Annotated in this window: 24 protein-coding genes and 3 tRNA genes; 5 read left to right on the forward strand and 22 right to left on the reverse strand. The window is 56.5% G+C overall.

Features of this window, described 5'->3' with window-relative positions; translation table 11 throughout:
* Positions 1 to 111: 111 nt before the first annotated feature.
* From flgM to AC27HQ_RS08010, 3 genes are all read left to right on the forward strand, one after another.
* Positions 112 to 432 (forward strand): flagellar biosynthesis anti-sigma factor FlgM, encoded by a 321-nt coding sequence (flgM, locus tag AC27HQ_RS08000; RefSeq protein WP_487155627.1) that lies wholly within the window; start codon positions 112 to 114, stop codon positions 430 to 432.
* A gap of 52 nt (positions 433 to 484) precedes the next feature.
* Positions 485 to 946, forward strand: a complete 462-nt coding sequence (locus AC27HQ_RS08005; RefSeq protein ID WP_487155628.1) for a flagella synthesis protein FlgN — start codon at positions 485 to 487, stop codon at positions 944 to 946.
* 79 nt (positions 947 to 1,025) lie between these two features.
* A complete protein-coding gene (locus tag AC27HQ_RS08010; RefSeq protein WP_487155629.1) occupies positions 1,026 to 1,775 on the forward strand; it encodes a flagellar brake protein in 750 nt (249 codons plus the stop codon).
* A gap of 16 nt (positions 1,776 to 1,791) precedes the next feature.
* On the opposite strand, the gene AC27HQ_RS08015 is transcribed toward AC27HQ_RS08010, so the two are convergent.
* Positions 1,792 to 3,117, reverse strand: coding sequence for an MFS transporter (locus AC27HQ_RS08015; RefSeq protein WP_487155630.1), 1,326 nt, complete (start codon positions 3,115 to 3,117; stop codon positions 1,792 to 1,794).
* Between the two features lie 166 nt (positions 3,118 to 3,283).
* Between AC27HQ_RS08015 and AC27HQ_RS08020 the strand changes: the two genes are divergently transcribed.
* A complete protein-coding gene (locus tag AC27HQ_RS08020; protein ID WP_487155631.1) occupies positions 3,284 to 3,961 on the forward strand; it encodes a DUF4197 domain-containing protein in 678 nt (225 codons plus the stop codon).
* A gap of 33 nt (positions 3,962 to 3,994) precedes the next feature.
* Here the strand turns inward: AC27HQ_RS08020 and AC27HQ_RS08025 are convergent.
* Positions 3,995 to 4,071 (reverse strand) — tRNA-Arg (locus AC27HQ_RS08025).
* A gap of 348 nt (positions 4,072 to 4,419) precedes the next feature.
* On the opposite strand from AC27HQ_RS08025, the gene AC27HQ_RS08030 reads away from it, so the two are divergent.
* Positions 4,420 to 4,743 carry an Arc family DNA-binding protein gene (locus tag AC27HQ_RS08030; RefSeq protein WP_487155632.1) on the forward strand — a complete coding sequence of 108 codons (324 nt, stop codon included), beginning with the start codon at positions 4,420 to 4,422 and terminating at the stop codon, positions 4,741 to 4,743.
* Between the two features lie 80 nt (positions 4,744 to 4,823).
* Here the strand turns inward: AC27HQ_RS08030 and AC27HQ_RS08035 are convergent, their stop codons facing one another.
* The 20 genes from AC27HQ_RS08035 to AC27HQ_RS08130 all read right to left on the reverse strand — a co-directional run bounded on the left by AC27HQ_RS08035 (position 4,824) and on the right by AC27HQ_RS08130 (position 23,487).
* A complete protein-coding gene (locus AC27HQ_RS08035; RefSeq protein ID WP_487155633.1) occupies positions 4,824 to 5,960 on the reverse strand; it encodes a sodium ion-translocating decarboxylase subunit beta in 1,137 nt (378 codons plus the stop codon).
* A 12-nt stretch (positions 5,961 to 5,972) separates the two neighbouring features.
* Positions 5,973 to 7,742, reverse strand: a complete 1,770-nt coding sequence (gene oadA, locus AC27HQ_RS08040) for a sodium-extruding oxaloacetate decarboxylase subunit alpha (RefSeq protein ID WP_487155634.1) — start codon at positions 7,740 to 7,742, stop codon at positions 5,973 to 5,975.
* A gap of 52 nt (positions 7,743 to 7,794) precedes the next feature.
* Positions 7,795 to 8,046 (reverse strand): OadG family protein, encoded by a 252-nt coding sequence (locus tag AC27HQ_RS08045; protein WP_487155635.1) that lies wholly within the window; start codon positions 8,044 to 8,046, stop codon positions 7,795 to 7,797.
* Between the two features lie 187 nt (positions 8,047 to 8,233).
* Positions 8,234 to 9,673, reverse strand: a complete 1,440-nt coding sequence (gene mgtE / locus AC27HQ_RS08050; RefSeq protein WP_487155636.1) for a magnesium transporter — start codon at positions 9,671 to 9,673, stop codon at positions 8,234 to 8,236.
* A 160-nt stretch (positions 9,674 to 9,833) separates the two neighbouring features.
* A tRNA-Arg gene (locus tag AC27HQ_RS08055) sits at positions 9,834 to 9,910 on the reverse strand.
* A 97-nt stretch (positions 9,911 to 10,007) separates the two neighbouring features.
* Positions 10,008 to 10,098, reverse strand: a tRNA-Ser gene (locus AC27HQ_RS08060).
* A 60-nt stretch (positions 10,099 to 10,158) separates the two neighbouring features.
* Positions 10,159 to 10,344: a carbon storage regulator CsrA gene (gene csrA / locus AC27HQ_RS08065; RefSeq protein WP_092386879.1), complete on the reverse strand. Its 186-nt coding sequence runs from the start codon at positions 10,342 to 10,344 to the stop codon at positions 10,159 to 10,161.
* A 212-nt stretch (positions 10,345 to 10,556) separates the two neighbouring features.
* Positions 10,557 to 11,798, reverse strand: a complete 1,242-nt coding sequence (locus AC27HQ_RS08070; protein ID WP_487155637.1) for an aspartate kinase — start codon at positions 11,796 to 11,798, stop codon at positions 10,557 to 10,559.
* Between the two features lie 75 nt (positions 11,799 to 11,873).
* Positions 11,874 to 14,495 (reverse strand): alanine--tRNA ligase, encoded by a 2,622-nt coding sequence (gene alaS / locus AC27HQ_RS08075; RefSeq protein WP_487155638.1) that lies wholly within the window; start codon positions 14,493 to 14,495, stop codon positions 11,874 to 11,876.
* 123 nt (positions 14,496 to 14,618) lie between these two features.
* Positions 14,619 to 15,164, reverse strand: a complete 546-nt coding sequence (locus AC27HQ_RS08080; RefSeq protein ID WP_487155639.1) for a glutathione peroxidase — start codon at positions 15,162 to 15,164, stop codon at positions 14,619 to 14,621.
* Positions 15,165 to 15,240: 76 nt separating this feature from the next.
* Positions 15,241 to 16,293, reverse strand: coding sequence for an arginine N-succinyltransferase (gene astA / locus AC27HQ_RS08085; RefSeq protein WP_487155640.1), 1,053 nt, complete (start codon positions 16,291 to 16,293; stop codon positions 15,241 to 15,243).
* Position 16,294: 1 nt separating this feature from the next.
* Positions 16,295 to 17,314 (reverse strand): arginine N-succinyltransferase, encoded by a 1,020-nt coding sequence (locus tag AC27HQ_RS08090; RefSeq protein ID WP_487155641.1) that lies wholly within the window; start codon positions 17,312 to 17,314, stop codon positions 16,295 to 16,297.
* Positions 17,315 to 17,328: 14 nt separating this feature from the next.
* Positions 17,329 to 18,543 (reverse strand): aspartate aminotransferase family protein, encoded by a 1,215-nt coding sequence (locus AC27HQ_RS08095; RefSeq protein ID WP_487155642.1) that lies wholly within the window; start codon positions 18,541 to 18,543, stop codon positions 17,329 to 17,331.
* 42 nt (positions 18,544 to 18,585) lie between these two features.
* Positions 18,586 to 19,581 carry a GlxA family transcriptional regulator gene (locus AC27HQ_RS08100; protein WP_487155643.1) on the reverse strand — a complete coding sequence of 332 codons (996 nt, stop codon included), beginning with the start codon at positions 19,579 to 19,581 and terminating at the stop codon, positions 18,586 to 18,588.
* Positions 19,582 to 19,752: 171 nt separating this feature from the next.
* A complete protein-coding gene (locus AC27HQ_RS08105) occupies positions 19,753 to 20,937 on the reverse strand; it encodes a thiolase family protein (RefSeq protein WP_487155644.1) in 1,185 nt (394 codons plus the stop codon).
* A gap of 125 nt (positions 20,938 to 21,062) precedes the next feature.
* The gene (locus tag AC27HQ_RS08110; RefSeq protein WP_487155645.1) at positions 21,063 to 21,893 is read right to left on the reverse strand and encodes an SDR family oxidoreductase; all 831 of its coding nucleotides are present in this window, start codon (positions 21,891 to 21,893) and stop codon (positions 21,063 to 21,065) included.
* A gap of 135 nt (positions 21,894 to 22,028) precedes the next feature.
* A complete protein-coding gene (locus tag AC27HQ_RS08115; protein WP_487155646.1) occupies positions 22,029 to 22,637 on the reverse strand; it encodes a tRNA-uridine aminocarboxypropyltransferase in 609 nt (202 codons plus the stop codon).
* A 157-nt stretch (positions 22,638 to 22,794) separates the two neighbouring features.
* Positions 22,795 to 22,923, reverse strand: coding sequence for a cytochrome c oxidase subunit CcoM (gene ccoM / locus AC27HQ_RS08120; RefSeq protein WP_487155647.1), 129 nt, complete (start codon positions 22,921 to 22,923; stop codon positions 22,795 to 22,797).
* A gap of 96 nt (positions 22,924 to 23,019) precedes the next feature.
* A complete protein-coding gene (locus AC27HQ_RS08125; protein WP_487155648.1) occupies positions 23,020 to 23,202 on the reverse strand; it encodes a hypothetical protein in 183 nt (60 codons plus the stop codon).
* A 54-nt stretch (positions 23,203 to 23,256) separates the two neighbouring features.
* Complete coding sequence (locus AC27HQ_RS08130) at positions 23,257 to 23,487, reverse strand: hypothetical protein (RefSeq protein ID WP_487155649.1); 231 nt, start codon at positions 23,485 to 23,487, stop codon at positions 23,257 to 23,259.
* Positions 23,488 to 23,668 lie beyond the last annotated feature (181 nt).

A 23,668-nucleotide genomic window follows, 5' to 3' on the forward strand; every position in this document is an offset into this window, starting at 1 on the left:
CTGTGAGCCATATAGCAAATGTGTATTGGTTCACACTATTTTTTTCTAAAGTTTCTGGCCTGCCTGCCGTTATAGAGTTCAGTAAAACATTCAGGTTCTGAGGAAAACAGAATGGTTATCGACTTCAACGCATCCAATAGCAGCAACGGCGCCAGCCGCAGCGCGCAGACTGGTGCAAATAACGGCAAACGCGATGCAGTGGAAGCCCCGCGTGCGACAGCACAATCCGAGGCGCCTTCCCCGCCACCCCGTGATGGCGGTGTAACACTCAGCAGTCAGGCCCAGCAAATTCAAACCATTGAAGAACGCCTGCGCGATCTGCCCGTTGTTGACAATGAGCGTGTCGCCCAATTGCGCCAGGCCATCAGCGAAGGTACCTACCAGGCTGACAGCAGCAAAATAGCTGACAAGCTGCTGGCTCTGGAAGAGTAATCCGGATTACCATCCGGAGACTTTGCTTAACCTGTTAAAGCGGAGCATCCGGATGGAACAGTTTGAACAACTCTTTGCCAACGCCAGCCAGAACTGTCTGGACTTTGCTGATCTGCTAGACAGAGAAAGGGATTTTCTGATTGCCCGGGATATGGCAAGCCTGGAAGTTCTTTTGGCCGAAAAGGCCCCTCTGATCAACACGCTGACTGAACACGACCAACTCATCTCTCGACTGTGCAAGGAACATGGCATGCTTCCCGGGCCTGATCTGGAGCAATGGGTTCTTACCCACGCCAGTGACACCGCCAAACAGCAGTTTCAATCCTTCAAAGATGCACTCGAGCGCTGCAACAGTGCCAACGAACGCAATGCCCGACTGGTCAGACACAATCAACAGGCTACCGGCCACCTGCTGGATCTTCTGCGCAATCAAGGCGAGTCCAGTCAGCATGTCTATGACAGTCAAGGCATCACCAGCCGAGGCTCAAACAATCGAAGCTTGAGCAAGGCTTGAATGGATGCCAAAATGCCATCTTATGGCAGCCCCCCCTTATCCTTCTCAGTGTTGAGAGCTCCGTGATTGAGAACGCATAGTGTCCAGGTTATTTGAACAAGAAGCCGGCCCGCAGGCGCCTCGAGAAGTCCACTCGCCGGTAGAGATTTTTTCTCTATTACGTAACCTGCATCTGGCCCGTGAGCAGCTCAGCATCACTTTTACTGATCGTTCTCAGAAATTTCAAAGCTTCATAATCAAGCTGGATAATGACAGCAAGCACATCTGGCTGGATGAAATGATACCCAGGGAAGGTGATCGCTTCGCAACCCAGGGCGAGTCCATGCGCATTGATGCCTGGCGTGAGGGTGTGCATATCCGCTGGGACTGTCCCGGCCTGGAAAAAGTCATGCTGGATGACATGCCCGCTTACATGGCCAAGTTGCCAACCGAGCTTATCTACCATCAGAAGCGTGGCGCCTATCGCGCAGCGATCCGCCGCAGCCTTGTGGTAGGCGTACAACTAGTCCATGGCAAAAAGACGCTGTCTGCTGAAGGGAGCATGATCGATATTTCCGCGACCGGCTGCAAAGGTCGCTTCAAAGGAGACTGTCGCACCCTGCTGACCCCAGGCGATGTATTCGAATCCTGTCAACTTGATCTGCCGGATATCGGCCAGGTGGCGGTTGAAATCGAGATTCGCCATGCCGTATTTGATGAGGGTGCAGACGAAACCCAGGTTGGCTTGCGCTTTCGCCAGATCAGCGCCCTGGCGCAGCGTCAGGTTGATCGCTTCGTCAATCATCTGCAACGCGAAGCACGACGACTGGAAAAAGAAGACCTGTTCTGAACCCGCCAGACTGATGCTATCCAGGACGGTGATCGTCCTGATCTTCATCGTTTTGTGACTGGACAACCGCATACTGGTCCATCTCGTCGCGCATATGCTCCTCAACCATTTCCTCGTCAACCCGTGGATCCAGCGCCGCTGCCAAGGGTGAACTGGCCAGGTTACCGGCTGCTGGCATGAACTGTATCGGCGCATCGTCTACCAGGTGATCACCTGTGACCGTTTCCGGTCTGACTTTAATTACCAGTATCAAGCTGCAGCAGGCCATGAAGACATAGAGCATGCTCGCATTCAGCACCTTCATGACCAACGAGCCAAGCAAGGGTCCAATGCTGGCGCCAAGACCAAAGGTCACCAGCAACATCGCCGAGAGGGCAACCCGGTCTGCCGGATCCACGTGGTCATTCGCCAAGGCCACGGCAAGTGGATACAGAGTAAAGGCCAGAACACCAAACACAGCAGTGAGTACCAACAAGCCAATGCCGGTCATACCGCCAACCGCAATTAACAGCATGACGGCGACCAAGATCAAGGCACTGACCTGAATCATCCGACTACGATCCATCCGGTCCGATAACCAGCCGACTGGCCACTGCGCGATCAAACCAGCAACAATGGTTATGGCCATAAACACACCAATGTCGGCGTTCTCCAGTCCCATCCCGGTAGCAAAAACCGGCGCCAAACCATAGAAAGCACCAAGCAGTAAACCCGACACCAATGCGGTAGTGAGGGCCTGGGGAATTCGACTGAGGAACAGGCGGATTTTCATTGGCGCCGGATGCAGAGGCGCCGGATGCAGTCGCCGGGTCAGTGCAACGGGCACGAGGCACAGGGAAAAACACATGGATACCAACAGCAATTGGCGAATATCCAGATCAGGCATCAGCATCAACACACCCTGACCCAACGCCAGCCCCAGATAGGTAACCGCCATATAGCTGGCAAATACCATCCCACGCTGGTGGCTTTCGGCCTGCTCATTCAACCAGCTCTCAAGCACCATGTACTGACACATCATCGCCATACCCACCAGCACGCGCAGGAGCAACCAGAATTCCACACTGGGTATGAGACCATGTCCAAGCACCGAGGCTGTAACCAGCCCAGCACTGGCGACAAAAGCACGAATGTGACCGACGCGTGCTATCAATCTGTGACCAAGGGAAGCACCCAGCACCAGACCCGCGTAGTAACCACTCATCAACAAACCAATCCAGATCTCACTGACCCCTTCTGCGGTCAATCGCAGACCGAGATAGGTACTCAACAAACCGCTACCCAGCAGCATCAGCAGGGTTGCGAAATACAGCGAAGAAAAGGCAAACAGACTTCCGGGCATTCAAACTCCGTCACAGCTAAAAGGCATTGTTGTCTTACAGGAACAACAACAATAGGACAGCAATGTTACGCGAACTGCACTAACGACAACACCCGTTCGTCAGTCTGAAACAGAAGCATACTGGCTGTGCTATGGTTATTTGATCAACAATTCTATGGATTGACTCATGCTTCGGATACTCGCATTTGCCTGCCTGCTACTGACACCCATGCTTGCCGCATCCCAGTCGCTGGCCAACCTGACCCAGCAAGAGACCAGTAACGGGCTCAAGGACGCATTGATCCAAGGCGCCAACAGCGCTGTGCAACAGCTCGGCAGGCCCGGAGGTTTCAGCAACGACCCGCAACGCCGCATCAGTCTTCCGGGGCACCTGGGAACTGCAGCAAGAACCATGAAAATGATGGGCATGGGTGCACAGGTCACGCAGTTGGAAAACAGCATGAACTTGGCGGCCGAGGCGGCCGTACCCAATGCCCAAACCTTGCTGGTCCAGGCGATTCAGAACATGACCCTGAGCGATGCCCGCAGCATCCTGTCCGGGCCGCAGGACAGCGCTACGCGGTATCTGGATAGCAGCAGCAGGCCTGCACTGCGAACCGCCCTGCTGCCTGTGGTCAGCGAAGCGACAGCACAGGTCGGGCTGGCTCAACAATACAACCAGTTTGCAGGACAGGCCGCGCGCTATGGCGCAATTCAGTCTCAGGATGTCAGCATAGAAAGCTATGTCACCGAACAGGCGCTGAATGGCCTTTTTGCGATCATGGCAGAGCAGGAAGCTGAGATCAGAAACGACCCGGCAGCAGCAGCGACCAGCTTGGCGAAAAAGGTATTCGGCGCACTCTGATGTGCGCTGTGCGCGGAGTGGCTTAGGCAAAAATGGTGCGCGAGCCCGGATTCGAACCGGGGACCTACCGCTTAGGAGGCGGTCGCTCTATCCAGCTGAGCTACAAGCGCACAGGGAACTTGCCAGCCGATAAACCCTCATAGAGGGGTAGGCATTGCAGGCGCCGGAATCATAACTGATGCGGACGCTACTTGACCACCTTGGTTAAACCGGTAGCCAGATCATTGCAATACGCCATCTGTCGGAAATACGTCACAAAAACGAGCCATAATTCCGTCATATACTGCCCAAGTGCTACAAAACCAAGTATAAGTTAGCTTTAAGCCTTGCTAACAGAGCGCGTCACGCATCAACGAGGCTTTAGGCGATGCCTTAAGCTATACTGGCAAACAGGGTGTCTGGCAGATTTCAATTGGCCAGTATCGATTTTATTCTCACAAGCGATTAATGTTGCCCATATGAAAACTGCAACCCAACATTACACCAGCCGTACCGCTGACAAGTTCGTGGTTCGCCTCCCGGAAGGGATGCGTGAACATATCGCTGAAGTTGCCAGACAACATCACCGCAGCATGAACTCGGAGATCATTGCCCGGCTGGAACACAGCCTGCTTGACCTGCCCACACTGCCGGAACATCCCACTCGACATAGTCTCAACGACAAGCAGCTGGATACCCTGACGCATCCAGAGCGCGAGTTGCTGCTTCGCTTCCGCGAGATGTCCCGACGCCAGCAGAATGCCCTCCTTGCCTTGCTGCCTGGTGAAGAGCAAAGCGCCTGAAACACAACTCTCTCTTCAAGCATAAAAAAACCGCTCAATGAGCGGTTTTTTTATGCTGCTTTAAGGGCGACTGGAACTGCTCAACCGACAAAGTTGAGCAGAATACCGGCAGCCACCGCAGAGCCAATCACACCGGCCACATTCGGACCCATGGCATGCATCAACAGGAAGTTCTGCGAATTAGCCTCCAGACCCAGTTTATTCGATACACGCGCTGCCATGGGTACGGCTGACACGCCAGCTGAGCCAATCAGGGGATTGATCTGCTGCTTGCTGACCAAGTTCATCAACTTCGCCATCAGCACGCCCGCAGCCGTACCGCCGCAGAAAGCAACAGCACCCAGCACCAGAATACCCAGCGTGGTCAGCTGCAGGAAAGCCTCGGAGTTGAGCTTGGAACCAACAGCCAGACCCAGCGCAATAGTGACAATATTGATCAAGGCGTTACGCGCGGTATCAGCCAGACGTTCAACCACACCACTCTCGCGCATCAGATTACCGAAGCACAACATGCCTACCAGCGGCGCCGCAGATGGCAGCAGCATGGCCACCAGCAGCAGCAACAAAATCGGGAAGATGATCTTCTCGGTCTTGCTGACCACCCGCAACTGGGTCATGGTGATGGCCCGCTCCTTCTCGGTGGTCAGTGCGCGCATGATCGGCGGCTGCAGCATAGGAACCAATGCCATATAGGCATAGGCCGCTACCGCAATCGGACCAAGCAGATGAGGTGCCAATTGGCTGGTCACATAGATGGAGGTCGGACCATCCGCGCCACCGATAATGGCAATCGAAGCCGCTTCCTTCATGGTGAACTCAAAGCCCGGAATTCCCCAGGCAGTAAGCGCCAAAGCTCCCAGCAAGGTACCAAAGATACCAAACTGTGCGGCCGCACCAAGCAGCAGCGTGCGCGGGTTGGCCAGCATCGGACCGAAATCGGTCATCGCACCCACACCCATGAAGATCAACAGCGGAAATACCGTGGTCAACAGACCCACTTCATAGAACATGTACAGCAAACCACCGCTTTCAGCCATGCCGGCAACCGGCATGTTAGCCAAAATGCCGCCAAAACCGATCGGAATCAGCAACAAGGGTTCGAAACCCTTGCGAATAGCCAGATAGATCATCACCAGACAAATCAGCATCATGATCAACTGGCCTGGCTCGATCTGAGAAATACCCGTGGTTTGCCACAACTCTGCAAGCTTATCCATGAACGGGCTCCCTTAACCTATGGTCAGCAAGGTATCGCCGACGATAACTGCATCACCGACCTTGATATTGACTGAACCAACGGTGCCGCTCTTGAATGCACAAACCTCGGTTTCCATCTTCATTGCTTCCAGAATGATAACCACCTGACCTTCTTCCACTTGCTCGCCAGGCTGCACCAGCACCTTGAAAATATTGCCAGCCAGTGGCGCTGTTTGTGGCGCACCCTCACCTACCGGCGCCGAGGACGCCGGAGCACTGCTTTCGCCAATTTGCTTGATGCCGCTAATGTCACCGCCATCGGCGACCTGAACCACGTAATCCTTGCCATTCACTGTCACTGTATAGGCTTCCGGCTCACCGGACTTGGACAGAACTTCCTTGCCGGTGGGTACGGGCTCGAAGGCATCCGGGTTACCACGGTTCTCGAGGAATTTCAGACCAATCTGTGGGAACAGGGCGTAAGTCAGCACGTCATCAATTTCATCAGTGGCGAGCTTGATACCCTTTTCCTTGGCCAGACCCTGAAGCTCGGCCGTCAACTTGGCCATTTCCGGCTCAAGCAGATCGGCAGGACGGCACGTGATAGGCTCGGCACCATCCAGAACGCGCTCTTGCAGAGCCTTGTTGAAAGGGGCTGGCGCAGCGCCGTACTCGCCCTTGAGGATACCGGCAGTTTCCTTGGTAATGGACTTGAAGCGCTCACCAGTCAATACGTTGATCACCGCCTGGGTTCCAACAATCTGCGATGTTGGAGTAACCAGAGGGATAAAGCCCAGATCCTCACGAACACGAGGGATTTCGGCCAATACGGCATCAAACTTGTCACCCGCACCCTGCTCTTTCAGCTGACTTTCCATGTTAGTCAGCATGCCACCCGGCACCTGAGCTACCAGAATACGAGAGTCGACGCCTTTAAGGTTGCCTTCGAATTTGGCATATTTCTTCCGCACTTCACGGAAATAGGCTGCCACTTCTTCAAGAAGCTCCAGGTTCAGCCCGGTGTCACGCGGGGTGTTCTGGAACATCGCCACCACAGACTCGGTCGGCGAATGACCGTAGGTCATGGACATGGATGAAATAGCTGTATCAACGTTATCAATACCGGCTTCTGCAGCCTTGAGGATAGCGACAGACGACAATCCGGCTGTAGCATGGCACTGCATATGTACCGGTATGCTCAGGGTCTGCTTCAGACGCGTTACCAGATCAAAGGCCAGGTAGGGCGTCAGAATACCGGCCATATCCTTGATCGCGATGGAGTCGGCGCCCATGTCTTCGATCTGCTTGGCCAGGTCTACCCACATTTCCAGGGTATGAACCGGGCTGGTGGTGTAGGAAATTGTGCCTTGGGCATGCTTGCCCTGCTGCTTGACGGCCTTGATGGCTGTCTCCAGGTTGCGCGGGTCGTTCATCGCGTCGAATACCCGGAATACATCAACGCCATTGACGGCGGCGCGCTCAACAAACTTTTCCACCACATCATCAGCATAGTGACGATAACCGAGCAGATTCTGGCCACGCAGCAGCATTTGCTGACGGGTATTGGGCATGGCTTTTTTCAGCGCACGAATACGCTCCCATGGATCCTCACCCAGGTAGCGGATACAGGCATCAAAGGTCGCGCCGCCCCAGGACTCTACAGACCAGAAACCAACCTGGTCGAGCTTGCCGGCAATCGGCAGCATGTCGTCTAAACGCATGCGGGTGGCGAGGATGGATTGATGAGCGTCGCGCAAAATGACGTCGGTAATGCCCAAGGGCTGCTGCTTGGTATCGGTCATAGTGTTATGGCCTGTCTGATTTTAATAGTGGGTAAGCTATGGGTGCGATGAATCAGTTGCGGCGCGCGCGATGCTGCTTGATGGCAGCGCCGATCACGGCAATCAGTTCGGGTTCAATGCTGGCGCTTGCAGCTGCCCGCTTTGGTGCAGGCTTGGGGGCTGGCAACGCCTCGGGGAAGAAACGGGTCAAGACCGAGGACATGATATTGGTGACAAATACCAGGGCAATCAGGAACGCAAATACCGAGCCCATGCCCAGCACCATGAGTTCTACGCCTTCTGTCAGCATTTCGGATGAAGTCATTGTTTCTCTCGCAGTCTATAAGCTATAGCGCATGCAAATCAGCGCGCTCTGGCATCTTCAACCAAAGTGATTGACCAACCAGCTGCACGAGTTTGTGCGGCGGCATGCGTCGAAACGACTTTGGCTCGTTGCAAAACCGGCCTAATGTATCCTGATGTGACATTTTTGGCAAACAAGGCGACATCACTTAGAGCAGGAACAGCGTCGCCAAACCCAGGAAAATAAAGAATCCACCACTGTCGGTTATAGCCGTAATCAGTACACTGGAACCCAGCGCCGGATCACGGCCCAGACGCATTCTGCAGAGGGGTATAAATACACCCATCAAGGCTGCCAGTAGCATGTTCAAGACCATCGCCGCCATCAATACAATAGATAGTGCAATATGCTCATAAAGCAGATAGGCCACCAATGACAGCACCCCTCCCCAGAACACACCGTTGATCAGCGCCACACCGGCTTCCTTGCGCAGTAATCGCCGTCCATGGGCAACCTGCACCTGCCCCGTAGCGATACCTCGAACAATCATGGTAATGGTCTGGTTGCCCGAATTGCCACCAATGCCGGCCACGATGGGCATCAAAGCAGCCAACGCTACCAACTGTTCTATTGATCCCTCGAATAGACCTATTACACGGGAAGCAATCAAGGCCGTGCACAAATTGATCGCCAGCCAGGCCCAGCGGTTACGCACCGACTTCCAGACCGAGGCAAAGATATCCTCTTCCTCGCGCAAACCGGCCGCGGCCAATACCTCGGCCTCACTCTCCTCGCGAATGTAGTCGACCATTTCATCGATGGTCAGCCGGCCATACAACTTGCCCTTGGCATCCACTACTGGCGCGGATACCAGGTCATAACGCTCGAACGCCTGCGCAGCAACGCCGGCATCATCATGCGGATCAAATATGACCGGATCATCCGCCATCACATCGGCCACCAGAGCGTCCGGTGAGCTGACCAGCAGTTTCTTGATTGGCAGCACACCCTTCAGCTGCCCCTCGTTGTCGACCACAAACAGCTTGTCCGTATGATCAGGCAATATCTCGAAGCGGCGCAGGTAACGACTGACCACCTCCAGACTGACGTCATCACGGATGGTCACCATATCAAAATCCATCAGCGCACCGACCTGATCGTCCGCATAGGACAGCGCTGATTTGAGCCGCTCGCGCTGCTGCGCATCCAGCGTGTCCATCAACTCGCGGACCACATCGCGGGGCAGGTCGGGTGCCAGGTCAGCCAGCTCGTCGGCATCCAGGTTGTTCGCAGCCGCGATCAACTCCTGACTGTCCATATCGGCAATCAAGGTCTCGCGAACCGCATCGGAGACCTCAAGCAGGATATCGCCATCACGGTCCGACTTGACCAGTTGCCAGATGGCCAGACGATCTTCCAATGGCAGGGATTCCAGAATGTAAGCCACATCAGCGGGATGCAGTTCCTCCAGCTTCAGTTGCAGCTCATTCAGATTCTGCTCGTGCAATGACGACTGAGCTGACACGGGCGTGTGGCCCTGCTCGTCCTGTAACAGCGGCTCATCGGGATCATGCTTACGCAGCAGGGAGGTGACCTGCTCAAGTCTGTCCTGCAGGCTTTCCGGAGACTTTCTGTTGGGTACAGACATAAGCGCATTTCCCTGACAGGCGCACCCAGCTATCTGCCCTGCCCGGCAGAGGGGTACTGATGGCAATTCTGATAAGCCTAGCAGGCTTGAGACGGCTAATTGATGACGCCCGGCAGGCGTGCAAAAAAAAACCCACCGGATAACCAGTGGGTTTCTTAAATGGCGCACTCGGGAGGATTCGAACCTCCGACCGCTCGGTTCGTAGCCGAGTACTCTATCCAGCTGAGCTACGAGTGCGTTGTGGGGCGTATTATAGGGAGAGAATAAACTCTGTCAAACGATTATTTCCTTTTGATTCAGAAACTAAGCTCGACATTCCCAACAATACTGAAAATGGCGGAGAGGGCGGGATTCGAACCCGCGATACCCTTTTGAGGTATACTCCCTTAGCAGGGGAGCGCCTTCAGCCACTCGGCCACCTCTCCGTAACACGCGCAGAATAGTAACTGCGCGCATTCGCTAATGCAATGAAAAATTCAATGAAATTAGCTATTTGGTTCGTCATCCTTTTCTTTCTGGATGCGCTGATAGATTTCTTCACGGTGAACAGCCACTTCCTTGGGGGCATTGACCCCAATTCGCACCTGATTACCCTTAACACCTAACACGGTTACGGTGACTTCATCACCGACCATCAGGGTCTCACCGACCCGTCGAGTCAAAATAAGCATTCCATTTCTCCTTGCTTATGATCAGGACACAGCTGTCTGCAAAAAAACCGGCTTGTTGCCCGTCAATCCTCTGCCATTCCACACTTATGACAACGGCATGGGAGAAACACTCCCTGCTCATTTCCAGTGTAGCCGACAGCGATTGAAACAGGCGGGCACAGCAGCCAGAAACCGTGCCCTTGGTTGCGCCCTCAGGACGCAACCATCAACACTCAAAGATGGTCTTCGCTGGGTGCGTCAGCATCCAGTTCAAATGCGGTATGCAGGCCACGAACGGCCAGCTCGAGGTATTTCTCGTCGATGACCACGGAAATCTTGATCTCCGAGGTGGAGATCATCTGGATATTGATCCCATCATTGGACAGGGCTTCGAACATCTTGCTGGCAACGCCTGCATGCGAACGCATGCCAACGCCGACGATCGACACCTTGGCAATCTTGTTGTCACCCGCCACTTCGCGCGCGCCGATAGTCTCGGCTACATTGCGCAGAATTTCTTCCGCCCGGCGGTAATCGTTGCGGTGTACGGTGAAGGTGAAGTCCGTGGTGTTATCCCGCGAGACGTTCTGCACGATCATGTCGACTTCAATATTCGCGGCACTAATAGGACCGAGAATCTTGAATGCCACGCCGGGAGTATCCGGCACACCGCGGATAGTCAGCTTGGCCTCGTCACGGTTGAAGGCAATGCCGGAGATAACGGGTTGTTCCATTGAAGCACCTTCCTCAAGGGTAATGAGGGTACCTGGACCCTCTTTGAAACTGTGCAGAACCCGCAGCGGCACATTGTACTTGCCGGCGAATTCGACCGAACGAATCTGCAAAACCTTGGAGCCCAGACTGGCCATCTCAAGCATTTCTTCGAAGGTGATCTTGTCCAGTCGGCGGGCACTCTGTACCACGCGCGGATCGGTGGTGTAGACGCCATCCACATCGGTATAGATCTGACACTCATCGGCCTTGAGTGCCGCGGCCAGCGCCACACCCGTAGTATCCGAACCACCACGACCCAACGTGGTGATATTGCCCTGCTCGTCAACACCCTGGAAACCGGCAACGATCACGACCTTGCCTGCTTTCAGTTCAGCACGAATCTTGACATCGTCAATCTGCTGGATTCGCGCTTTATTAAACGCACTGTCAGTGACAATGCGCACCTGCGGGCCGGTGTAGGAGACCGCTGGCACACCAATGGACTTCAAGGCCATGGCCAACAGACCAATGGTGACCTGTTCACCGGTCGACAGAATCACATCCATTTCACGCGGATCGGGCTCAGCCTGAATCTGCTTGGCCAGCTCGATCAGCCGGTTAGTTTCACCGCTCATGGCCGAGACAACCACGACCAGATCAACCCCCCTGGTACGGAACCCTTTGATTTTCTCGGCAACCTGGGCGATGCGCTCTACGCTGCCAACCGAGGTACCACCAAACTTCTGGACAATAAGTGCCATTTTTGTGCACCAACTCCCATACAAGACATCGGTTATCCGACGGATCCATCAGCCTTCCGCAGAAGGCTGTTCTCTTTACTTCGACTGCAACCTGGCCAGACACTGTGCCAGTGCGGCATCCAGGGCGGCAACTTCAGTCCCGCCACCCTGAGCCATGTCCGGGCGACCGCCGCCTTTACCGCCCACCGCAGCGGCAACGTCGCGAATAAGATCACCAGCCTTGATGCTGCCGGTCACATCCTTGGTCACGCCCGCCACCAGCACCACCTTGCCTTCGTACTCACCGCCGAGCAAGACTACCGCTGAACCGAGCTTATTCTTCAATTGATCTATCAACGCCAGCAGGGCCTTGCCATCCAGGCCATCCAGACGCTTGACCAGCACGTGCATGCTACCTACCTGCAGTGCTTCAGAGGCCATATCCGATCCAGCTGCACTGGCGGCCTTGGCCTTGAGCTGCTCCAGTTCCTTCTCCAGTACCCGACTGCGTTCAACCAACGCACCCAGCTTGTCGACCAGGTTTTCACGACTACCCTTGACCAACTGTGCCGCTTGACGCAATTGCTCCTCGGCATCACGAACGAATGCCATCGCACCCTGACCGGTAACCGCCTCGATGCGCCGCACGCCGGATGCAATTCCGGTTTCGTTGGTAATGCGGAACAGGCCGATGTCACCTGTGCGGGCCACATGGGTACCACCACAAAGCTCGACAGAAAAACCACCGCCCATGGTCAGCACACGCACGGTGTTACCGTACTTCTCGCCAAACAGGGCCATCGCGCCCTTACGCTTGGCGGTTTCAATATCGGTCACTTCCACATCCACAGTCGAGTTCAGACGAATCTGGGCGTTGACCAGATCCTCTAGCTCGCGCAGCTGTTGCGGCTTGATCGGCTCGAAGTGACTGATGTCAAAGCGCAGACGCTGACTGTCCACCAGCGAGCCTTTCTGCGACACATGCTCACCAAGAACCTGGCGCAACGCTGCGTGAAGCAAATGGGTCGCGGAGTGGTTCAGTTTGGTCGCCTGACGTACATCGGCATCCACCACGGCCTTGACCGAGGTACCAACCGAGAGACTGCCGCGCACCACAACACCATGGTGCAAGTGGGCACCGCCAGCCTTGGTGGTATCACGCACGTCAAAACGCACACCGGCACTTTCAAGAAAGCCGTTATCACCTACCTGGCCACCAGACTCGGCGTAAAAAGGCGTTTGATCCAACACGACAACACCCTGCTCACCGTCGCTCAGACTATCCACCGGCTGACCCTCACGGAACAGGGCAATGATCTTGCCGGCCTGCTCTGTCTGGGTATAGCCCTCGAAACGGGTATCCACATCGACCTTGACCAGACTGTTGTAGTCCAGTCCAAACTGGCTGGCCGAGCGGGCCCGGTCGCGCTGGGCTTCCATGGCCGATTCAAACCCGGCCTCATCCAGCGTCAGACCCCGTTCGCGGGCAATGTCACCGGTCAGATCCATGGGGAAGCCATAGGTGTCGTACAGTTTGAAAACCAGGTCGCCGGGAATTTCACTGCCCTGCAGGCTGGCCAGATCCTGCTCGAGGATTTTCAAGCCCTGCTCCAGAGTCTTGGCAAACTGTTCTTCTTCAGCTTTCAATACGCGCTCGATATGTGCCTGCTGCGCCTGCAGTTCCGGAAAGGCTTCACCCATCTCCGCAACCAGGGCGGCAACGATGCGGTGAAAGAATACCCCTTCAGCACCCAGCTTGTTGCCATGCCGACAGGCGCGCCGAATGATCCGGCGCAGCACATAGCCCCGGCCTTCATTGGAGGGCAGCACGCCATCGGCAATCAGGAAACTGCAGGAACGGATATGGTCAGCCACAACCTTGAGTGAGGCGGCACCGTCATTGGCACAGCCAATGGCCCCGGCCGCCGCTTCCAGGAGTCGCTGGAACAGGTCAATCTCGTAGTTGGCATGCACATGCTGCATAACCGCACTGATGCGTTCCAGGCCCATGCCGGTATCGACGCTGGGCGCCGGCAGAGGATGCATGACGCCATCGGCTGTGCGATTGAACTGCATGAACACGTTGTTCCAGATCTCGATATAGCGGTCACCGTCTTCTTCCGGACTGCCGGGCGGCCCACCCCAGATATCGGCGCCGTGATCAAAGAAAATTTCGGTGCAGGGGCCGCATGGCCCAGTATCGCCCATGGCCCAGAAATTGTCCGAGGCATAGGGCGCGCCTTTGTTGTCGCCGATCCGCACCATACGCTCGGCCGGAACGCCCACTTCGCGGGTCCAGATGTCATAGGCTTCATCGTCACTGGCATAGACCGTGACCCAGAGCTTGTCGGCCGGCAGGTTCAGCCACATGGCCGAGGTCAGGAACTCCCAAGCGTAATGAATGGCGTCACGCTTGAAGTAATCACCGAAGCTGAAATTGCCGAGCATTTCAAAGAAGGTGTGGTGACGCGCGGTGTAGCCAACGTTTTCAAGGTCATTATGCTTGCCGCCGGCCCGCACGCATTTCTGGCTACTGGTGGCACGGGTATAGGCACGCTTTTCCAGGCCAAGGAAGCAGTCTTTGAACTGGTTCATGCCGGCATTGGTGAACAGCAGGGTCGGGTCGTTATCCGGAATCAAGGAACTGGAGGCAACACGGGTGTGTCCCTTCTGTTCAAAGAAACGGAGGAAGGCTTCACGGATCTCTGCGCTTTTCATAGGTCCCTTACCAGAATCGGGTCAACCTGCGAGGCACGCAGGTATGGTCAGGGGCGCATTATATAGGCATAGGCACGCCACATGCATCATGCCTTGAACTGAATATAGCTATCGGGTCAATAGTCACAGGGCTGTTTCAAGCGCCTTAATGAAGGCCGGATCATCCGGACGGGTCTCACTGGGGAAGCTGGCCACCACACGCCCCTGACGATCAATCAGGTATTTGTGAAAATTCCAGCGCGGGGCCTGACCGCTCTGGGCCGCCAGCTCTTGATAGAGCGGATGCGCCGCCTCGCCGGAAACCGACTGAGTTTCTGCCATCGCAAAGGTGACGCCGTAATTGACGTAGCAGACATCGGCTATTGCCTCGCTGTCACGCGCTTCCTGACGAAAGTCGTTGGAGGGCACCCCGAGGATTTCCAGACCCTGTTCGCGGTAACGCTGGTAGACCGCCTCCAGACCCGTGAACTGCGGGGTATAACCGCAGAAACTGGCGGTATTGACCACTACCAGAGGCTTGCCGGCGTAACGCTGACACAGGTCGATCTGATCACTGGAGCGCAGTGCTGGCAGTTGATGCTGCAATACCGCGGGGCAGTCAGCGGAACTGGCCTGACCGGCACAAGCCAATGCCAGCAAACCCAGTGTCAACAGAGAAGCGCGATGCATGGCAAGACCCCGGCTCGTTCAATAAGAAGGAGATAAAGTATAGACAGCCGGTCCCGGGCAACCAAGCAACAGGCTGTTACCCGGTGTGTACCTGTGCGTAGGGGTCGCCCTTAGCCAGGCGACCGACCAGAGGGACCGCGCGCACCGGCGTGCCAGCCCGCAACCCCAGACGCTCTGCTGAAGCCGCTGAGACCACCAGGGTCCCGGCAGCCTGACGGGCCGGCGTGCTGATCATTCGGCAGTTGTGCCGCCCGCGATTGTGAATCAGATAGTCTTCAGCCTCGTCTCCCGGCGTGCCAATCGCCAGCAACAGTACCTGACTGTCCTGCACTATGCGGATCTGCGACAAGGTGGCTTCCAGAGTCGCGCCACCATCAAAGATATCTATATAACCCTGATAGCTCATGCCCTCCTCCAGCGCCATGGCCAGACCCGGTTCGGAATCGGGGTGAACCCGGCCTATGGCGTCCCTGGCGGCCTGGCTGAGGAGACAGGCATACAAGGGGAATTTGGGCATCATCTCGGCGATAAAGGCCTTGTTCCCCATGCCGGTCAGATAATCGGCACGGGCAAAGTCCATGCGGAAGAAGTGCTGCCCCAGACTGTCCCAGAAAGGTGAGCGCCCCTCGGCATCAGACAGGCCACGCATCTCGACTATCACCCGAGGGGAAAAATCAGCGGCAAACTCGGCCATGAACATGAAGCGCGCCTTGGCGATCAACCGGCCCTTTTCACTCTGCCGGTGGCCCGCCGGGACATACAACGAGCACAGCGCGGTAGCGCCGGTCAGGTCATTGACCAGAAACAGCGTCGGGTGCTGGCGATAGACATTCAGTTCGCGACTAGCCGTCACGGTCAGACCCATTCGGTAGCTGTACCAGGGCTCGCGCATGCCGGCAGAGGCCAGCATGCCACTGGTGCCGATGGCGTTGCCCTGCTCGTCTTCAAGGACAAAAAGATAGTCGGCATCAGCCCGGTCAACCTGACCCAGAAAGCTGCGCTCGACATTCTGCAAGCGCGCCGCCAGCCCACTTTCACTGGCCGGCAAGGTAGTCAGACCGGCACCGGCGACCGTCGCCAGCTCAAGCAATGCCTGCAAGTCCTGCGCTTTGGCTGCTCTTACCAGCATCTCAGACCTCCCCGACCAGGCGAACCTGATCGCCACTGACAACACCCAACAGATCGGCCATCTGCTGACTCAAGGTCAACGGCTGACCGACCAACCAATCCAGCACCAGTGTGCAGGCACGAAAATCCCTGACCTTCTGGTTGGCTACCAGCCAGCGCTGACCGGATGCAGCCGGCTCACCTATCTGCACGCTGGCGATCTGGCTGGTGCGAAGGCTATGCAGGTCAGCCGTGCGGGCATGCATGACCGGTCCACCGTCAAAGATATCGACGTAGTTGTCGGACTCAAAACCTTCAGCCAGAAGAATGTCGTAAACCGGGTCGACATCCGGATGTACCTGGCCTATGACTTCCTGGGCCGAGTCCGACAGCATGGGCACATAGATCGGATAGCCAGGCATCAGCTCGGCCAGATAACTGCGTCCGCGACTGCTGCCGATCTGCTCGGCTTCACTGTAACTGACGGCAAAGAAATGCCGACCAACCGCATCCCAGAACGGCGCATTGCCCTGCTCATCGCTGACACCGACGATTTCCACCGCCGTGGACTCGGCAAAGCGCGACGGGTGGGCAGCCATGAACAGCAGGCGACCACGCGCATTCAAGTGCATGGCAGCCGGCTCCTGCCAGCCCGGCTGCATATGAAAGCCCGAGAGCAGGCTGTGCCCCGTCAGATCATGACACAGAGACAACACATGAATACGGTTATGCAGACCGAGCTCACGCGAGGCATGTACAAACATCTCATTGCGAAAGCTATAGAAAGGCTCACGAAAACCCGCTGAAGCAACAATACTGCTGCAGCCGAGCAAACGCCCGGTATGACAGTCTTCAGTCACGAAGAAATAGCGCTCCTCACCACTGAAGTTGACGCCTTCCGCCAGTGACGCCTCGGACATTTCGACAATGGCGGCCAGTCGCGCAGGATCAGTTGGCAATGAGCTGACGCCGACCGGACTTGAGGCCGCCAGCCGTTCGATCTCGGCCAAATCACTCATCCTGCTCAGACGTTGCACCAGCATCGGCTTTCTCCGCCCTACTTGACCAGTCTTTCCAGCGCCCGACGCAACCGCACCAGCGCTTCCTGAATATCCGCCTCGGGAATGATCAGGCTAGGCGCCAGACGCATAACATCCGGCCCGGCCTGCAGCACCAACAAACCTTCCTGCTGCGCCGCCTCCTGAATTTGCCGCGCCTGCCCCTTCCACGCCTCCGACAGAACAGCACCAATCAACAAGCCACGGCCACGCACCGAGGCAAATACGGGCAGGTCTTCGGCGATTGCCAACAAGCCCTCTGCCAGCAGTTGATGACGCTGCTCGACCCCTGCCAGCACCGTCGGCGTGTTGACGATATCCAGTACCCGTTCGGCCACCGCACAGCCCAGCGGATTGCCGCCATAGGTGCTGCCGTGGGTACCCACACCAAAGTGACTGGCCAAGCGGTCAGTGGTCAGCATGGCGGAAATGGGAAAGCCGCCACCCAGACTCTTGGCGCTGGTCAGAATGTCCGGCTGCACCGCACTGTGCATATAAGCAAAGAGCTTGCCAGTACGGCCCATACCACTCTGCACCTCATCAAAAATCAGCAGCGCACCGTGCTTGTCACAGAGCGCCCGAACAGCCTCAAGATAACCCGGTTCAGCAGGAATCACGCCGCCTTCACCCTGGACCGGCTCAACCACCACCGCGCAGGTGCGAGCCGACATCTGCTGCTCAAGCGCAGCAATATCGTTGTAGGGCACATGACTGATGCCGGTCAGCGCCGGACCAAAGCCCTGGGAATATTTCGGCTGCCCACCGACACTGACGGTAAACAGGGTACGACCGTGGAAGCTATTGGTGCAGGCGATGATTTCGTGCTTCTCCGGACCCGTAGTTTCGTGCGCCCAACGCCGCGCCAGCTTGAAGGCCGCTTCATTGGCTTCAGCACCGGAGTTGGCAAAAAACACCTTGTCGGCAAAGGTTGCCTGAACCAGCTTGCAAGCCAGCCGCAGGGCCGGCTCGTTGGTCAGCACATTGGATACATGCCAGAGTTTGCCAGCCTGCTCGGTCAGCGCCTCGATCAATGCCGGATGAGCATGTCCCAGCGCATTCACGGCAATACCGCCGGCCAGATCGATATAGTCTCTGCCTTGCTGATCCCACAGGCGGGAGCCCTCGCCGCGCACCGGGATCATATCCACCGGCGCGTAGTTGGGCACCATGACCCGGTCAAAATCCGACCGGCCAACCTGCATTGAATCTGACATTACCTGCTCTCCTGTGTGCACCTGTGGGTGCGGGTTGTTAACTCAGTGTTCCGACCTGGCCGTGACATCCATGGCTTGCTGAGCCCGGCGCTGGTTGCGATCCTCACGTGGGGTCATGCCAAAGCAGTTGCGGTACGCACTGGAAAAATGTGGCCCGGATGAAAAACCGCAGGACAAACCGATCTGAATGATCGATTTGCTCGACTGCAGCAACATCTGGCGGGCCCGATTGAGTCGCAACTCCAGATAATACTGTGAAGGAACGCTATTCAGATACTGCTTGAAGATGCGCTCCAGCTGTCGTCGCGAAACACAGACATGGCGGGCAATTTCATCGGTTGTCAGCGGCTCTTCGATATTCGATTCCATCAGAATCACCGCCTGTGTCAGCTTCGGGTGGGTGCTACCCAGCCGGTTGCGCAGCGGCACCCTCTGCTTTTCACTGGCATCGCGCAGACGCTCAACCACCAGGTCTTCGGCTACCAGCGCGGCCAGATCAGGATCCTGCTCTTCGGCCAGCAGGCTTAGAAGCAGATCCAGACTGGCTTGCCCTCCACTGCTACTGGGGCAGACCTCATCCTGCTCAAACAGCTCATTACCACTGACAACCGCAGGGAAACGCTCACGGAATTCGTCGAGCAAACGCCAATGCACGGCACACTTGCGCCCATCCAGCAGCCCGGTCAGCGCCAATGGAAAGACCCCCGCATCAAGACCACCAATGGCGACATTTTCACGTATCAAGGATCGACACTGGTGAGCCAGAGCACTGCTGATGGTATCGGGTATGGCGGCCGCATCGGCCACCAGCCAGAGCCGTGAATAGCCTGACACCTGCTCAGGCCATACGCGCGCTGGCAGGGTCAAGCCCTCAGGACTTTGCAAAGGATGTTCATCAAGGGTAAAGCAGTCAACCTGGTACAGATCGGCTTCGGCCATGCGGTTGGCTGAACGCAAGACAGAGAGCGCAGGCATGATGCTCGCGGGATGGGTTCCCGGCCACAGCAAAAAGGCTACCCGACGCAGCTCACCGGCCATGCCCTGAATCCCTCCTGCCCTTGCCCATCACTCTAAAGCTCCAACGTAAAGGCGTATTGTGCCACAAGCCCCGGACACTGGCATGCCGTAAGGTCCAAAACGCACATCGAATATGCAAAAAAAAGAGCGCTTCACAGACTGTGAAGCGCTCTTAATCAGTACCGCGCGGGTTTAGCGGTAGGTTTCGAACAAGCCGGTTGCGCCCATGCCGCCACCCACGCACATGGTGACGATGCCGTAGCGCAACTGGCGACGCTGCAGCTCGCGGACCAGGTGACCGACCTGGCGTGAGCCGGTCATGCCAAAGGGGTGACCAATGGAGATCGAGCCGCCATTGACATTGTACTTCTCGTTATCGATACCGAGGTAGTCACGGGCATACAGACACTGGGAAGCGAAGGCTTCATTCAGCTCCCACAGGTCGATGTCGGACACGCTCAGACCACGCGCTGCAAGCAGCTTGGGCACCGAGTAAACCGGGCCAATACCCATTTCATCCGGCTGGCAACCCGCTACGGTGAAACCACGGAAGTAAGCCAGCGGCTTGAGACCCAGTTCCAGCGCCTTGTCGAGACTCATGACCAGTGTCATGGAGGCACCGTCAGACAGTTGCGACGCATTACCCGCGGTTACAGAACCATCTTCAGCAAAAACCGGCTTGAGGCTGGACAAGGCTTCCAGCGTGGTATCCGGACGATTGCAGTCGTCGGCATCAACCACGCCTTCGACAATGCTGACTTCACCGGTGTTCTTGTCCTGCACCTGATACTTGACCGCCATCGGCACGATTTCATCGTTGAACAGACCTGCAGCCTGAGCACGGGCCGTGCGCTGCTGGCTCTGCAGGGAGTAGGCATCCTGCATTTCCCGGGTCACATTGTAACGACGGGCAACCACCTCTGCAGTCTGACCCATGGGGTAGTAGATACCCGGCAGTTGCTCCTGCAGGATGGGGTTGTACAGGTGGTCGGTATTGCGGCTCTTGGCCGTCAAGGTAATGGACTCGACCCCACCGGCAACGATGGCATCGGAACAACCCGAGGCAATCTGGTTGGCCGCAATGGCAATGGATTGCAGACCGGACGAGCAGAACCGGTTGAGGGTCATACCCGCCGCATGAATACCCAGTCCAGACAGAACCGCGACGTTACGGCCGATGTTGTAACCCTGGGCGCCTTCATTGGAGCCGGCACCGACGATGCAGTCATCGACCAGCATGGGGTCGATACCGGTGCGCTGCAGCAAGGCATTGACGCAATGCGCCGCCATGTCATCCGGACGGGTGATATTGAATTTGCCGCGGAAGGACTTGGCCAGGCCGGTACGAACACTGTCTACGATAACCACTTCGCGCATGGTAAAACCTCAATCATGGAGTCTAGGCAAAGCCGGAGCACGGAACACCCGGCCAGTTCAGGGGGCAAAGCTTAAGTGCCCTGACCGGCCGGAGCAAACATTATCAGGCTGGGTGATACGCCGAGCTAAATCGACGACTGCCCGAGCTGCTTGCCAGCCAGCCGTGCCATCTCGTCGTAGATCGCCTGGGGATCGGCTTTTTTCAGCGCCCAGGCCTGAGCGCCGCGTTCATGCGGCAGGATCATGAAATCACCCGCCTGACTGCGACTGAAGATGATCTCGGCCACGTCCGCCGCACTGATCGGGGAGTTATCCAGCAGTTTGGCGATCTGTTCCTTGGACGCCTGATCCGGGCCACGGAATGAGTCGAGCAGATTGGTCTGGAAAAACGACGGGCAAACCACATGCACCTTGATACCCAAGGGCGTCAACTCGGCCAGCAGGCTCTCGGACAGCGCCACCACACCCGCCTTGGCAACGTTGTAGTTACTCATGCCCGGGGCCTGCATCAGGGCGGCCATGGAGGCAATATTGATGATACGCCCCGCACCTTGCCCGAGCATATGCGGGATGAAGGCCTTGCAGCCTTTGACCACACCCATGAGGTTGACACTGATCTGCCATTCCCAGTCTTCCAGGCTCAAGTCCCAGAAATAACCGCCTGAGGACACACCGGCGTTATTGATCAGCACATCAATGCCATCCATGCGTTCAATGCAGGTCTGCGCCAGTGCCGCCAACTGGCTGAAGTCACGTACATCACAGCGCTGGACAAAAGCCGCCGCACCCGCCGCCTCAACCATGCCCTGAGTCTCTGCCAAACCCTTTTCCTGCACATCAGCCAGTGCCAGGCGAGCGCCAGCCTTGGCATAACGCAAGGCCAGCTCACGCCCAAGGCCGCTGCCGGCCCCGGTTATGACCACGCGCTGCCCACCTGAATGCATATTTACCTGCATAGCTATCACCTCAGTATTTATTATTGTTTTCAGCTTCAGTCTACTGTCTTGGAGCCAGTCTGGGCGGCAGAAGCGGGCATTATAAAGCAGGCGAATACACCACTGGCCTTCGCACTTGGGGCAGACAGCGGGCTGTCAGGGCTTGTGGTTCTGCTCAAAGAGGGCCGCGCCCATGGCTTCGATCTGGCCGTCGATCAACGCTTCGAAGGGACGCAGCAGCAACGCTGCCTGAATGCCTGGATCGATGATCTGCAACGCCCGCGCTCCCGCTTCGATGGTTGAAAGGCCGCCAGACAGGCAACTCTTGCGAAGCCGATAACGAGACGGCGCCGTCACCGGCAATGTGACCCGCGGCATCTGCTGCAGTACAGGATTCATATGGATCAGTTTACGGGCCTTGCGCCATGTGCCGTCCAGCAGGACCAATCGACGTGGGCGTGAGTCATCTGCCTCTGGCTCGAGCACAACGGCGGTCTCACCGGGAAACAGCAGCTCGGTACGCCAGGCCCTATCCTGCAGTCGCGCAAGCCAGTCCGGATGCTCACTCAATTCTTCAGCCACCAGCAAGTCGGCGTTGACCAGACCCTCTACCAGTAAAACGGCGGTATTCAAGGCATGGCCGCACTCGCTCGGGTGTTGAATTACCAACACATGACAGCGGCTTTGTAACGCCGGAATCAAGGCACACAGGCAATGGGATAAGGGACGCAGGCAGCGTGGACAGCGTGGACGTTTTGCAGACATGGACAAGCCAATCCAACCGGAGAAGCCCGCATGCTAACCCGGACAAGCCTGGGTGCAAAAATAAGAGATAAAAAAACGGACATCCCGGGGACGTCCGCAAAGGCCTTGCGAGCCATGCTCAGTGACAGGTGACGATTTTATCGGTCACCTCGACAATTCAGGAGTTCCTGGTCTTCTTGTCTTTCTTGTGGCTGTCGTGCCAGATAAACCAGACTACACCACCCAGGAAGGCAACCATCAGGCCTACAGTCGCAATTCCAGCAATAACCACTTCATCGACAAACATGGCATCTCTCCTCAGTCGGTATGGGAGTAGATTAACCTTACGCAGTGTCTGGGTTATTGACGCGGATCAATTAGTACGAAAGAAACCGAACAGGCTTTATTTGCGGGGCTTTTTGCGTTTACGGGCTTTGGCTGAAGGCTTGCCTGCGGCAGGTACCGGGAAGGCCTTCTCGAAGCGACTGCGCACTTCGTTCAGCTTGGCTTCGTGCACCTGATGCAGGCGCTCACGGCGCTCGGCAGCAAAATCAATAATGGGAGCAGTATCGGCGGTGTCTGACATGGGCTGCTCCTGGGACAAGGTAATACACTGGATTTACCAAAGGGTAGCATTGCCTCAGACTTGGATGTCAACCAGCAGACCTTTGCTGCGCAATTCGGAGATGGGCTCCAGATCGTCATCCACAGGCTGACGGCGGGCGCGATTGCGACGCCGTTCAGGGTAGCGCCCCTCATCTCGGCGGCGGCGCTCACCCGCTTCAGCGATTGCTTCATGCACATGCTCCGACTCCGCGGTAGGCTGAACCTGCCGCTTGGGCTTGACCACATCCTGTTGCGCCCCAACCATCGGGAGCCCCGGTATAAGCATGACTGCCTCGCTTGAACATCGTCCCCGGCCAGCCAGATGGCTGGCAAAATTGCGCGTTATCCCGAGTTGGTACAGTATCAAAAACTGTTCGGATAGCACGTACTGTCATTATATCGACAACAATTGATCAATCTTTATCCAATCAAAAGTGAACAAGTTC

It is taken from the genome of Halopseudomonas sp. 4NH20-0008, assembly GCF_057548395.1.

Bases quoted from the DNA above. Each gene is read 5' to 3' on its own strand.
- flgM (WP_487155627.1), top strand. From the start codon at position 112: ATGGTTATCGACTTCAACGCATCCAATAGCAGCAACGGCGCCAGCCGC.
- AC27HQ_RS08005 (WP_487155628.1), top strand. From the start codon at position 485: ATGGAACAGTTTGAACAACTCTTTGCCAACGCCAGCCAGAACTGTCTG.
- AC27HQ_RS08015 (WP_487155630.1), bottom strand. From the start codon at position 3,117: ATGCCCGGAAGTCTGTTTGCCTTTTCTTCGCTGTATTTCGCAACCCTG.
- AC27HQ_RS08020 (WP_487155631.1), top strand. From the start codon at position 3,284: ATGCTTCGGATACTCGCATTTGCCTGCCTGCTACTGACACCCATGCTT.
- AC27HQ_RS08030 (WP_487155632.1), top strand. From the start codon at position 4,420: ATGAAAACTGCAACCCAACATTACACCAGCCGTACCGCTGACAAGTTC.
- AC27HQ_RS08035 (WP_487155633.1), bottom strand. From the start codon at position 5,960: ATGGATAAGCTTGCAGAGTTGTGGCAAACCACGGGTATTTCTCAGATC.
- oadA (WP_487155634.1), bottom strand. From the start codon at position 7,742: ATGACCGATACCAAGCAGCAGCCCTTGGGCATTACCGACGTCATTTTG.
- AC27HQ_RS08045 (WP_487155635.1), bottom strand. From the start codon at position 8,046: ATGACTTCATCCGAAATGCTGACAGAAGGCGTAGAACTCATGGTGCTG.
- mgtE (WP_487155636.1), bottom strand. From the start codon at position 9,673: ATGTCTGTACCCAACAGAAAGTCTCCGGAAAGCCTGCAGGACAGACTT.
- csrA (WP_092386879.1), bottom strand. From the start codon at position 10,344: ATGCTTATTTTGACTCGACGGGTCGGTGAGACCCTGATGGTCGGTGAT.
- AC27HQ_RS08070 (WP_487155637.1), bottom strand. From the start codon at position 11,798: ATGGCACTTATTGTCCAGAAGTTTGGTGGTACCTCGGTTGGCAGCGTA.
- alaS (WP_487155638.1), bottom strand. From the start codon at position 14,495: ATGAAAAGCGCAGAGATCCGTGAAGCCTTCCTCCGTTTCTTTGAACAG.
- AC27HQ_RS08080 (WP_487155639.1), bottom strand. From the start codon at position 15,164: ATGCATCGCGCTTCTCTGTTGACACTGGGTTTGCTGGCATTGGCTTGT.
- astA (WP_487155640.1), bottom strand. From the start codon at position 16,293: ATGCTGGTAAGAGCAGCCAAAGCGCAGGACTTGCAGGCATTGCTTGAG.
- AC27HQ_RS08090 (WP_487155641.1), bottom strand. From the start codon at position 17,314: ATGCTGGTGCAACGTCTGAGCAGGATGAGTGATTTGGCCGAGATCGAA.
- AC27HQ_RS08095 (WP_487155642.1), bottom strand. From the start codon at position 18,543: ATGTCAGATTCAATGCAGGTTGGCCGGTCGGATTTTGACCGGGTCATG.
- AC27HQ_RS08100 (WP_487155643.1), bottom strand. From the start codon at position 19,581: ATGGCCGGTGAGCTGCGTCGGGTAGCCTTTTTGCTGTGGCCGGGAACC.
- AC27HQ_RS08105 (WP_487155644.1), bottom strand. From the start codon at position 20,937: ATGCGCGAAGTGGTTATCGTAGACAGTGTTCGTACCGGCCTGGCCAAG.
- AC27HQ_RS08110 (WP_487155645.1), bottom strand. From the start codon at position 21,893: ATGCAGGTAAATATGCATTCAGGTGGGCAGCGCGTGGTCATAACCGGG.
- AC27HQ_RS08115 (WP_487155646.1), bottom strand. From the start codon at position 22,637: ATGTCTGCAAAACGTCCACGCTGTCCACGCTGCCTGCGTCCCTTATCC.
- ccoM (WP_487155647.1), bottom strand. From the start codon at position 22,923: ATGTTTGTCGATGAAGTGGTTATTGCTGGAATTGCGACTGTAGGCCTG.
- AC27HQ_RS08125 (WP_487155648.1), bottom strand. From the start codon at position 23,202: ATGTCAGACACCGCCGATACTGCTCCCATTATTGATTTTGCTGCCGAG.
- AC27HQ_RS08130 (WP_487155649.1), bottom strand. From the start codon at position 23,487: ATGGTTGGGGCGCAACAGGATGTGGTCAAGCCCAAGCGGCAGGTTCAG.